We start from the raw sequence: 11,621 nt of genomic DNA, 5'->3' as shown, positions 1-11,621 counted from the left end.
ATCTGCCCGAGATCGGCGAGATGGAGCTGGCCGAGCGCCGGGCGCTCCGCCGGGTGGCGGGGCTCTCCACCGAGCTCGAGGACGTCACCGAGGTCGAATACCGCCAGCTGCGGCTTGAGCGGGTCGTCCTCGTGGGCGTCTGGACCTCCGGTACGGCGATCGACGCCGAGAACTCCCTGCTGGAGCTCAAGCTCCTCGCCGAGACCGCCGGCTCCAAGGTGCTGGAGGGGCTGATCCAGCGCCGCCAGCAGCCCGACACCGCGACCTACATCGGTTCCGGCAAGGCGCAGGAGCTGGCCGACATCGTGGCGGCCACCGGCGCCGACACCGTGATCTGCGACGGTGAGCTGAGCCCCGGCCAGCTGCGCCAGCTGGAAGAGGTCGTCAAGGTCAAGGTCATCGACCGGACCATGCTGATCCTCGACATCTTCGCCCAGCACGCCAAGAGCCGCGAGGGCAAGGCGCAGGTCGAGCTGGCCCAGCTCAACTATCTGCTGCCGCGCCTGCGAGGCTGGGGCGGCAACCTGTCCCGCCAGGTCGGCGGACGGGCCGCGGGCGGCGTCGGCATCGGCGGCCGCGGTCCCGGTGAGACCAAGATCGAGCTGGACCGCCGCCGGATCCGCGAGCGGATGGCCAAGCTGCGCCGTCAGATCGCGGAGATGACGACGGCCCGGGAGACCAAGCGCGCCCGGCGCATGGAGCGCGAGGTCCCGGCCGTGGCCATCGCCGGTTACACCAACGCCGGCAAGTCCTCCCTGCTGAACCGGCTGACCGGTGCGGGCGTCCTGGTCGAGGACGCGCTCTTCGCCACCCTCGACCCGACCGTCCGCCGGGCCTACACGCCCGAGGGCCGCCTGTTCACGCTGGCCGACACCGTCGGGTTCGTACGGCACCTGCCGCACCAGCTCGTCGAGGCCTTCCGCTCCACCCTGGAGGAGGTCGGCGACGCCGACCTGATCCTGCACGTGGTCGACGGCTCGCACCCCGACCCGGAGTCGCAGCTGGCCGCCGTGCGGGAGGTCTTCGCCGACATCGAGGGCGCGCACGACATCCCGGAGATCGTGGTCATCAACAAGGCCGACGCCGCCGACCCGGTGGTGCTGGCCCAGCTGACCGCGCGGGAGAGGGACACCGTCGTGGTCTCGGCCCGCACCGGTGCCGGGATCGACGAGCTGCGCGCCGTGATCGAGCGGGAGCTTCCCCGCTTCGACCGCGAGATCAGGATGCTGGTGCCGTACGACCGCGGCGACCTGATCTCCCGGGCCCACCGCGAGGGCGAGGTCCTGGGCGTCGAGCACACCGGGGACGGCACGATCCTGCACGCCAGGGTCCTGCCCGGCCTCTACGCCGAGCTGGAGAGGACCGCCAAGCCGGTCGAGACCGTCTGATCCGCGCCGCGACGGCGCGGGAGAGCGACGACCCCACAGGGGCGGAACCCCACCGGTTCCGTCCCTTTCGGTGTCTCGGGGAGGAGCGCCAGGGGTTCGGGCGTCAAGCGCGGCGGTTCTCAGGTGCCGGGCGCGCGGTGATCTGGGAGTGGGGCCCGCGGCGGTCTAGGGGCGGGGCACGCGGCGGAAGACGACGAGGGCCACATCGTCCTCGCGGACGCCGAACTGGCCCAGCAGCCGGTCGCAGAACCCCTCCAGATCGTCCCCGGCGGACTCCGCCAGCCGCCGGGCGATCTCCAGGCTCTCGTCGAGCAGCTTGTCGCGGTCCTCGATGAGCCCGTCGGTGAACATCAGCACCGCGCCCCCCTCGGGGACCGTCAGCTCGTCGAGGCGGTAGACCGTCTCGCTCACGCCCAGCAGGAGGTTGCCCAGGGCGTGATAGCGGGCCTGGCCGGGCTCCTCCAGCAACAGCGGCGGGATGTGCCCCGCGTTGGCCAGCTCGATCCTCCCGGTCACCGGGTCGAGCAGGATCAGGCACACCGTGGCGGTCATGCCGGGGTGATAGCGCCGCAGCACGTCGTTGAGCAGCGCCATGGACGCGCTGAGATCGACCGTGCCCAGGAGTGAGGCGCGCAGGGCGTGGCGCAGCTCGGCCATCACGGTCGCGGCGTGCAGGGAGTGCCCCTGCACGTCGCCGATGGCGATGAGAACCCGCTCGCCCAGCGGCAGGACCTCGTAGAAGTCGCCGCCGACCTCGACGTTGTCCACCGCCGGCTGGTAGCGCCAGCAGATCTCCAGCCCGGGGACCTCGGGGATGCGCGCCGGCAGCAGGCTGCGCTGCAGGGTGAGCGCGATCGCGTGCTCCTCGGTGTAGGCGCGCAGGGCGTCCACCGCCAGGGCCAGGGCCTGGCCGAGCTGACGCAGGACGGTGAACTCGTCGTCGTCCATCGGTGGGTCCGCCTGCACCCCCAGGCACAGCGCGGGGCGGCCCACCTTGGTACGCGAGATCGTCGCCGAGACGTTCCCGGAGACGTCCGAGCCGGGCACCAGCCTCAGCCAGTCGGCGGCCGTGACCGTGACGATCCGGGTGCCCGGCGCGTCGTCCAGGAACAGCCTGCTCAGCGCGGGCAGGGATTCGGGCGAGGCGGGTTTGGCCGCGGCGGTGTGCTCGGGGGGCATGGAGTTGTACCTGCGGGTCCGGCCGTCCGGCGGGAGCGCCAGCGCGCCCGCGTGCCGGCCGAGGATCCGGGAGGTCCCCTCGACGGCCGTGGCCAGGAGCCCGTCGAAGGTTTCGGCCGCGTTCATGGCCAGGGTGACCTCGTTGAGGGCGGCCATCCGCTCGGCCATCCGCTCGGCCCGCTGCCGCGCGCGGTAGTAGCGCAGGGTGGCCTCGATCGTCGCGGCGAACTCGTCCGGCTCGACCGGCTCTGCCAGATAGGCGTCCGCGCCCCGTTCCAGGCCCTCGGTGCGGTCGCCGGGCGTGATCGCCGCCCCGGAGATCTGGACGACCGGGATCGAGGACGTGGCGGGGTCGGCCTTGATCTGCTCGCAGACCTCGTAGCCGCTGATGTCGGGCAGCTTGACGTCCAGGACGACGAGGTCGGGGCGGAGCTCCTTGACCTTGGTCAGCGCCTCCAGCCCGCCCGTCGCCTCCACGACCCGGTGGCCGGAGCGCCGCAGCCAGCTGGACAGGATGTAGAGCTTGGTCGGCGTGTCGTCCACGACGAGCACCGTCGCCGTCGTCTCATTCACCCTCGTGCTCCAAGGCGTGCCGTACGGTCTCCAGCAGGATGTCACGGCGGAGGTCGTGCTTGGAGATCACGGCCCGTGCCGTCTGCGGATACTGGTGGGAGGTCACGACGGTGACGACGATCGCGGGGATGTCGCGCAGCCGCTCGTCGTCGGCCATCCGCAGCAACAGGGTCGCCCCGTCCATCCGCGGCATCAGCAGGTCCACCAGGACGAGGTCGGGAGGGTCGGCGGCCATCAGCTCCAGAGCGGTCAGCCCGTCGGGCGCCTCGTCGATCCGGGCGGCGAAGCCGGTGAGCATGCGGCGTACGGTGGCCCGGAACTTCTCGTCGTCGTCGGCGATGAGCAGCCGGCCCACGACCGGCGGACCGGCGTGCCGCTGCGGCAGGCGCAGGACGGCCGTGGTGCCCCCGGACGGCGTGGCGGACAGCTGGAGGGTGCCGTCCATCGCCTCGGCCAGGCGGCGGGCGTACGGCAGGCCGAGGCCGGTGCCCTTCGCACGGGCCTGGATCGGTCCCGGCACCTGGTAGAACTCCTCGAAGACGCTCTCCATGTGCTCCTCGGGGATGCCGATCCCGGTGTCGGTCACCACGAAGACCACCTCGTCGTTGGCGCCGTCGGAGGACACCTCCAGCTTGACCTCGCCCACCTCGGTGAACTTCAGGGCGTTGGACAGGAGGTTGCGCAGGATCTTGGTGAGCATCCCCTCGTCGACGACCATCTCGGCGGCGTGCTCCGACACCTGGACCGACAGCGTGACCTGTTCGATCCCGCTGGTGGGCCGCAGGGTCATCCCCAGCCGCTCGGACAGGGCGATCAGGTCCACCCGCGACGCTTGCGGGTCCAGGCGTCCCGACTCGGCCTTGGCCATGTCGAGCAGCTCGGTGACCAGCGCCAGGAGCGTCTCGGCCGAGGCCCCGATGAGCTGGACCTGGTGGAGCTGCTCGGGGCCCAGCGGCTCCCCGCCCGGACCGACCAGGAGGCGGACCAGGCCGATGATCGAGTTGAGCGGGGTGCGCAGCTCGTGGCTGACCGTGTTCCAGAACCTGTTCCTGGTGTCGCTCATCCTCCTGAGCTGGTTGGACTTCTCGTCCAGTTCCGCGTAGAGCGCCACGACGCCGCGGTTGGTCTCCTCCAGCTCGGCCGAGAGCTGGTTGTACAGGGCCAGCACTCCCTGGTTGGTCTCCTGCAGCTCCGTGTTGAGCTGCATCACCTCCTCCAGGGTCTCGGCGAGCTCCTGGTTCTGCCGCTTGAGCTCCTCCATCGCGGTCACCGGGGTCAGCCGGGAGACCTTGGCGCGGACCTCCTCGGCGGAGGCGCCGCGCCGGCCGGACGGCAGCCGCTTGAGCATGCTGATGCGGCCCTCGTCCGGGACGCAGTCGATCATGTCCACCAGGCGTCCGGCCAGCGCCGCGCCGTCGGCGGGGAGGAAACCGGAGTCCGCCGGGAAGCGGATGTCGACGACCAGGTTGTCACGGTCGAGGAGGAAGGAGGCCGAGGCGACGATCCCCTGGGAGAGCAGTTCTCTGCCGATCTCGCTCAGCGCCGTGGCCACCCGGATCTGGTCCGGGCCCGCCAGCCCGGCCGCCTCCGCCACCTCGCGCCCCATCCGGCGCATGGTGAAGACGTCCTGGTCGTCGTCGAGGCGGACGCGGATCAACTGCTCACCGGTCATGTCTCCGTCCTCACCGTCACCACGCAGGCGTCGTCCCTGCGGGTCCCCGCGTCGCGCAGCAACGTCGCCGCGAGCACGGAGGGGGGACGCGTCACCAGCCCCGGGTAGGAGGTGATGTCCCAGCGTTCTGAGAGCCCGTCGGAGTGCAGGACCACCATGCTGTGCGGCGGCAGGGTGTACTCGTACTGCCGGAGGCTGCTCGGGGCCCGGCTCCCCGCGATGCCCGGGACCGAGACCATCCCCTGGCGGCCGTCCGGGTGGACGATCCATCCCGAGACGTTGCCGAGCCCGGCGAAGGTCACCGTACGGCTCTCCCGCTCCACCGTCGCCACGGCGACCGCCCCGCCCCGGGTGCCGGACAGGCTCCGGTGGATCCGCTCCAGCGCGGTGGCCGGCGCGAGGCCGGGATTCTCGGTGAACACCCGCACCGCCTCGTTCGAGGCGTGGGCCGCGGCGTCGCCGTGGCCGAGCCCGTCGCACAGCATCACGGTGGTCGTGGCGCCGGTTCCGGCGATCGCGAACGCGTCGCCGCAGACGATCTCCTCGCCGATGGGGCGGGTCAGCCCGCTCACCAGGGAGGGGGGAGCGGGGGCGTCGCGCGCGACGAAGTACAGGGCGATCACCGTGCCGCGGCCCGGCAGGGAGTGGATGTCGCACCCGTCGGCCATGCGCGCGATGCCGCCCAGCCCGATGCCCAGCGTGCCGGCGGTCGAGTAACCGTCCCGCAGCGCCCGGGAGACGTTCTGCATGCCCGGTCCGCGGTCCAGCGCGATGACCTCGACGGCGGAGTTCAGCTCGGGATGCGGCCGGACCAGCATGACCCCCTCGACGGCATGCTTGACCAGGTTCGACGCCGCCTCACTCACCGCGACGGCCATCCGGCCGATCTCCTTTTCGGAGAATCCGCGGGTCTGGGCGAGCGCGGCGGCCGAGTGGCGCAGGGAGCCGATCACGCTGGCGTCCTCGGCGCGGACCCAGACGTCGTCGCGGGAGCGGATCACCTGCTCCATTTCGTCACCGTGACCAGCGTGCCCTCTCCGGGAGCCGACTGCAGGTCGAACTCGTCGACCAGCCGCCGCGAGCCGCTCAGGCCGAGGCCGAGACCGCCGCCGGTGGTCCACCCGTCGGTGAGAGCCTGCTCGATGTCCGGGATGCCGGGGCCGTCGTCGCTGAAGGTCAGGCGCAGACCGGACCGCACGCCGTTGCGCACGACCTCGATCTTGACCTGCCCGCCCCCCGCGTAGACCAGCGCGTTGCGGGCCAGCTCGCTGGCCGCGGTGACGACCTTCGTCTGGTCCACCAGGGACAGGCCGGCCTGGATGGCGACGGCCCTGACCTGCTGGCGTACCAGGACGACGTCACCGTTGCTGTTTATGGGCAGAAGTTGTTCGCCGGGGGACGTCATCGTCGGGCCGCGGCGATCTGCGCGCCGTCGAGGTGGTTCAGCAGGGCGACGCCCTTCTCGAGGTTGAGCGCAGTTCGCACACCGCCGAGCGACAGGCCCAGCTCCACCAGAGTGATCGCGACCGCCGGGCGCATGCCCACCACGACCGTCTCGGCGTCGAGCATGCGGGAGATGGAGGCGATGGTCGCGAACATGCGGCCGATGAAGGAGTCGACGATCTCGACGGCGGTGATGTCGATGATCACCCCCCGCGCGCCGGTCGCGACGATCTTGTCCGCCAGGTCCTCCTGGAGCGCCAGCACGGACTGGTCCTCCAGATCGATCTGGATGGAGACGATGAGGATGTCACCGAGTTTGAGGATGGGCACGCGCTCCATCAGTCACCTTCCTCGGTCCGCACGGTGACGCGGGTGCCGCGTCCCTTGGTCACCTGGACGCCGCTCTGGCGCAGCGTGTAGGCGAGGGCGTCGGCCAGCGAGGCCTTGGTGACGATGTCACCGAACTCGATGCCCAGGGTGACGATGGTGTGGGCGATCTGCGGGCGGATGCCGGAGATCACGCATTCCGCGCCCATCAGGCGCGCGGCCACCACGGTCTTGAGCAGGTGCTGGGCGACCTGGGTGTCCACCGCGGGCACGCCGGTGATGTCGATCACCGCGTGCTCCGAGCCGGTCTCCACCAGCGTCTGCAGCAGCTTCTCCATCACGACCTGGGTCCTGGCCGAGTCGAGCGTGCCGATCAGCGGCACCGCGACGATGCCCTCCCAGAGCTTGACGACCGGGGTCGACAGCTCCAGGAGCTGCTCGGCCTGGTCGAGGATGATCTTCTCTCTGGCCGTGGCGTAGCTCTCGAACGTGAAGAGGCCGAGGTCGTCGATCGTCCGGGAGAACCAGATGAAGCCCTTCAGCCCCTCGGTGTCCCCGTCGCCCTCGATGAGCTCGAAGACGGCCTGCTTGAGGCCGAAGACCACGTTGGCGGTCTCGGTGGGCGCGAACCCCTGGCGGGCGCGGGAACGGGACAGCTCGGCCAGCAGCCCGCGCAGGTCGCTGGTGTCCCCGGAACCGAGGAACGACTGCCGCAGGGCCTGGTAGATCTCGGTGAGCCGGGCGGTCATGTCGCCGCGGTCGGTGTGGCCGCCGGGCGTGGTCGCTGCTATCTCAAGCCAGCGCTTGAGGACGTGCTCCTCGTGCTGCTGCAGGAGTTCTTCGATGCGGCGCCGGCCGGCGTCGGACTGGACGGTCAAGATCGCTCCCATGCGTGCGCCTTGTGTTGGCTCGCCCGACAGGCTACAGGGGATGTCCGGTGTTGCGATGATTGCGGGGATCACCGGACAGGATGGGAGCGGTGTGGCGGGAATCGGTGGGAGTGGCCGGGCGGCGGGCGGAAGTGACCGGCCGGTAGGCGGTCGGGGCGACCGGGTGGCGATTAATCAGATTATGTTGATTCTCAAGTCGCATTCAATCCTCGAACTTGCATCCCGGGATGGTTTCGAGGAGAACTGTAAACTCTAAAAACCGTACGAACAGCCATAAAACGGACACTGGCCGGTCAAGGTTTGGATTGCTACCATGGGGCAAATCTAACGAGACGTTATGGCGCTGGTCTGTCTGGCTCCTGATGTTGCAGGTGAGAAAAGAGTGACCTGAGCTGTGGAAACACTCTCGGGACTCCATATGCGGGCGAAGCCGGTGAACCGGACGTGACTGTGGTGAAGCGGCGTTCTTCCCAATTAGCCTGTACAGCGGGCCGACCTGTGAAATAACGTAACTGAACTGAAACCGCCGGATCATGCCCCCGGCGCTACTGTCGCCGCACATATAGCGGCTGAGAGCAGGAGACCCCAATGTCGTCCGGACTCGGAGTGGATCCGGCGGGCGTGGTGCCCGGCACCGGCCGGGCCACCGCATCGAGCCCGTACGGGGTCCCGGCTCCGACGCCCGTCCCTGCGCGCAAGGCGGTGATGCGATGACGGTCCGCCTCCTGACCAACATCGGCCGGCTGTGGACCGGCAACGACGTGTGCAGTAACGCCGCGATCCTCGTGCACAACGACCGCATCGCCTGGGTCGGCCGCGCCGCCGACCTGCCGCAGAGCGTGCCCGGTGTGGTGGACGACATCGTCGATGTGGACCACGTCGAGAACCTGGGCGGAGCCCTGGTCACGCCCGGGCTGATCGACGCCCACACCCATCCGGTCTACGCCGGCAACCGCTACGCCGAGATGGCCATGCGTTCGGGCGGCTCCACCCCGTCCGCGATCACCGCGGCCGGCGGGGGCGTCGGCTCCACCGTCACGGTGACCCGGGGCACCGACCCCTGGACCCTGTGCAACGGGGTCCGCGAGCGCCTGCGCGACTGGCTGCTCAGCGGCACCACCACGGTGGAGGCCAAGACCGGCTACCACCTGACCCGCGACGGCGAACTCGCCGACGTGCGCCTGCTGCGCGAGCTCGAGAAAGAGCCGATGATGCCGCGCGTGCACGTGACCTTCCTGGCCGCCCACGTCGTCCCGCCCGAGTACTTCGGGCGCCAGCGCGACTACGTCGAGGCCGTGGGCGCCTGGTGCGCCGACGCCGCGGCGGCCGGTGCCGACAGCGTCGACGTCTACTGCGACGAGGGTCACTTCACCACCGACGAGGCCCGGTGGGTCCTGGCCTCCGGCCGCAACGTCGGCCTGCTTCCCCGCGTCCACGCCGGCGCCTTCAGCCGCCGCGGCGCCGTACAGCTCGCCGCCGAGCTCGGCTGCGCCTCGGCCGACCTGCTCCATCACACCTCCGACGAGGACATCGCGGTCCTGGCCCGCTACGGCGTCCCCGCGGTGGTCTGCCCCGGCACCGCCCTTCAGCGCGGCAGCCTGCCGCCGGTGCGCCGGATGCTCGCCCAGGGCGTCACGGTGGCCCTCGGCAGCGACCACAACCCCGGCCACTGCGGCATCACCTCGATGTCCCTGGTCATCAGCCTCGCCGTGGCGGCCTTCGGCATGAGCGTCGGCGACGCGCTGCGCGCCGCCACCCTCGGCGGCGCCACCGTCCTGGGCGCTCCCGATCGGGGCGTCCTGGCCCCCGGCCGGCTGGCCGACATCGTCCAGTGGGACGCCGACCACGAGGGCGCCTTCGCCTGGGCCTTCGGCCTCAAGCCCCGCCGCGTCTGGCGCGGCGGCACCCCCGTCCAGTAGTCCCGGCACGGAGCGCGCTCCGCCCCGGCTTCGTGATCTCGCCTGGATAATCTCTGGATATGTCGTCACCGGTCGCCGTCGTCACCGACTCCACCGCGTACCTCCCGCAAGAGGAGGTCCTCCGGCTGGGGATCACCGTGGTGCCGCTCCAGGTGATCGTCGGCGGCAGGCCGCTGGACGACGTCGCGCAGATCGGCGGCGCGGAGATGGCCGAGGCCCTCAAGGAGTGGACCCCGGTGACGACCTCCAGGCCCGCGCCCCAGCGCTTTGCGGACGCCTACCGCGAGGCGGCGGCCCGGGGCGCGCAGGGGGTGGTCTCCATCCACCTGTCGGGGGAGATGTCGGGCACGGTCGAGGCGGCCGGGAACGGCGCCGCGGACGCGCCGATCCCGGTGGAGGTCATCGACAGCAGGTCGCTCGCCATGGGCCTGGGCTTCCCCGTCCTGGCCGCCGCCGAGGCCGCGGCCAAGGGCGCCTCCCTCGCCGAGGCGGCCGCCGCCGCCCGCCGCCGGATGGAGGGGATCCGCGACTTCTTCTACGTCGACACCCTCGAATACCTCCGCAGAGGGGGACGCATCGGCGCGGCGGCCACCCTGCTCGGATCCGCTCTGATGATCAAACCGCTGCTCCACATCACCGGGGGCACGATCTCCCCCCTCGAGAAGGTCCGCACCGCCACCCGCGCCATCTCCCGCCTGGAAGACCTCGCCGTCCAGGCCGCGGGCGACCGCCCGGCCGACGTCGCCGTCCAGCACATCTCCGCCCGCCCCCGCGCCGACTCCCTGGCCGAACGCCTCTCCCAGCGCCTGCCCGCCCCGTCCCGCGTCATGGTGGTCGAAGTAGGCGCGGTCATCGGCGCCCACGTGGGCCCCGGCATGCTGGGCGTGACGGTCTCCCCGATCTCCCTCTGACAGCTTCCCCGCGCCCGCTTGCCGCGGGTCCCGGGATGGCGCCTCCCCGGCGGTCAGACCGTCACCGGTGCCTGAAGCACCCGAGTGTCGGGGCGTGGTGTTGTCTTCCGGGGGTTCGACCGAGGTGCCGGTACGGCGAGGCGCGATGCGGGCGTTCTGGGCGTCGTCGTACGGTGAGGACGCCGGTGAGCCCGGCCCGGTGTCGGGGCGTGGTGTCGTCTTCCGGGGGTTCGATCGAGACGCCGGTACGGCCTTTGCACACTGGCCCTGATCCCGCCCCCGATCCGCCGCCTTCCGGTCTCATGGTCTCGATCCCGTCCTCTGGACCTGCTGCCTTCCGGTCTCACGGTCCCGCCTTGTTATCGCTTCCGTGGGCTGTGCTCTCATCGTCGCCTTCGCGCACACTCGGTTTCGGCCTCCTTGCCGCCGCCGCCTTCCGCTGGTGCATGCGTGTGACCCCTCATGGCGCCGGTACGGCGAGACGGTGGGCGGTGGGGGTCGGCGCCTTCGTACGGCGGGCGGGCCGGGGTGGCGGGGACGGGTGTTGCACCATCGGGGCGGGGGTGGGTGGGGCGCTGTGCGGGCGGGTGTTCCGGCCGGCCGTCTCAGCGGGGCTCTGGTGCATTCAGGCCTCCGGCCTGCCCGGGCGCGCGGGGTGCGGTCCTTTCATACGCCGGCCTGCACACCCGCCCGCTCCGCGCCCGTCTCTGCTCCGCCGTACCCCTGACCCGCCGTAGTGGCGGAGCCTTCCCGGACGCCCAGGGTGCGCTGGGTGGCTGAAGCAATCGGTGGCGGGGCCGTTCGGGGCGGGCCGCCGTAGCTGAAGCCCACGGTGCGTGAAGGAGCGCAGGGTTGTCCACAACGGGTGACCTCCGCAGATGCTTGTCCCCAGAGCAGCATTCGGCTGGGATTCATCGGCGAGATCCTCCATAGCGTTCTGCCGTGCGGACCACAGATCAGGTCGCTGAGCGTTTTCGCGCCGAAGCGCGGGTGCGGTCGCTGACAACGTCAGGCCCCGGCTCCGCCGGGCCCGAGACTCTCTCTCGTCTTCGAACCCCCGATGGCGTCGGTGGTTATGACGGGCCTTCCGATCAGGAGCATGGTGTCCTTGGCGGTCGTGAGGGGGTTTCAGGTGGGCGGCGTAGTGGCGTAGAGGGACGGAACGAGTCTCCTGACCGGAGCCGCGATGACCCAGAGATCTGGGATGAGTTCCCTGGCGGGAGAGGTCACGGTCCGGGAGGCCGGGACAGGGTTTCCGGCCACGGCCCTGCCGATTTCGACAGTCATGCCAGGTCTCCGGGCCATGGCCACGACGGCCG

Annotated in this window: 9 protein-coding genes; 3 read left to right on the top strand and 6 right to left on the bottom strand. The window is 70.9% G+C overall.

The features are described 5' to 3' along the window. The first annotated feature begins 20 nt into the window (after positions 1-20). Positions 21-1,388 carry a GTPase HflX gene (gene hflX / locus Pta02_RS02945; protein WP_203873321.1) on the top strand — a complete coding sequence of 456 codons (1,368 nt, stop codon included), beginning with the start codon at positions 21-23 and terminating at the stop codon, positions 1,386-1,388. A 165-nt stretch (positions 1,389-1,553) separates the two neighbouring features. Here the strand turns inward: hflX and Pta02_RS02940 are convergent, their stop codons facing one another. Genes Pta02_RS02940 through Pta02_RS02915 form a run of 6 tightly spaced genes read right to left on the bottom strand, consistent with a single transcriptional unit; the run spans position 1,554 to position 7,472 of the window. After that, positions 1,554-3,140 carry a fused response regulator/phosphatase gene (locus Pta02_RS02940; RefSeq protein WP_203873075.1) on the bottom strand — a complete coding sequence of 529 codons (1,587 nt, stop codon included), beginning with the start codon at positions 3,138-3,140 and terminating at the stop codon, positions 1,554-1,556. Beyond that, positions 3,133-4,812, bottom strand: a complete 1,680-nt coding sequence (locus tag Pta02_RS02935; RefSeq protein WP_203873074.1) for an ATP-binding response regulator — start codon at positions 4,810-4,812, stop codon at positions 3,133-3,135. The genes Pta02_RS02940 and Pta02_RS02935 overlap by 8 nt, the downstream gene beginning before the upstream one ends. Continuing rightward, a complete protein-coding gene (locus Pta02_RS02930) occupies positions 4,809-5,822 on the bottom strand; it encodes an ATP-binding protein (RefSeq protein WP_203873073.1) in 1,014 nt (337 codons plus the stop codon). Before Pta02_RS02930 ends, Pta02_RS02935 begins: the two co-directional genes overlap by 4 nt. Further along, the gene (locus tag Pta02_RS02925) at positions 5,810-6,217 is read right to left on the bottom strand and encodes an anti-sigma regulatory factor (protein WP_203873072.1); all 408 of its coding nucleotides are present in this window, start codon (positions 6,215-6,217) and stop codon (positions 5,810-5,812) included. Before Pta02_RS02925 ends, Pta02_RS02930 begins: the two co-directional genes overlap by 13 nt. After that, the gene (locus tag Pta02_RS02920) at positions 6,214-6,594 is read right to left on the bottom strand and encodes an STAS domain-containing protein (RefSeq protein WP_203873071.1); all 381 of its coding nucleotides are present in this window, start codon (positions 6,592-6,594) and stop codon (positions 6,214-6,216) included. The genes Pta02_RS02925 and Pta02_RS02920 overlap by 4 nt, the downstream gene beginning before the upstream one ends. Further along, positions 6,594-7,472: an STAS domain-containing protein gene (locus tag Pta02_RS02915; RefSeq protein WP_203873070.1), complete on the bottom strand. Its 879-nt coding sequence runs from the start codon at positions 7,470-7,472 to the stop codon at positions 6,594-6,596. The genes Pta02_RS02920 and Pta02_RS02915 overlap by 1 nt, the downstream gene beginning before the upstream one ends. A gap of 710 nt (positions 7,473-8,182) precedes the next feature. Here Pta02_RS02915 and hutI point away from each other — a divergent pair. Next, the gene (hutI, locus tag Pta02_RS02910; RefSeq protein WP_203873069.1) at positions 8,183-9,391 is read left to right on the top strand and encodes an imidazolonepropionase; all 1,209 of its coding nucleotides are present in this window, start codon (positions 8,183-8,185) and stop codon (positions 9,389-9,391) included. Positions 9,392-9,450: 59 nt separating this feature from the next. Then, entirely contained in the window at positions 9,451-10,302 is an 852-nt protein-coding gene (locus Pta02_RS02905) for a DegV family protein (RefSeq protein ID WP_203873068.1), read from the top strand. The last annotated feature ends 1,319 nt before the right edge of the window (positions 10,303-11,621 follow it).

The organism is Paraplanobispora takensis, from assembly GCF_016863195.1.
In the GTDB taxonomy this organism is placed as follows: Bacteria; Actinomycetota; Actinomycetes; order Streptosporangiales; family Streptosporangiaceae; genus Planobispora; species Planobispora takensis.
The sequence above is the reverse complement of the archived record's forward strand: the minus strand, read 5'-3'. Positions and strand labels throughout refer to the sequence as shown.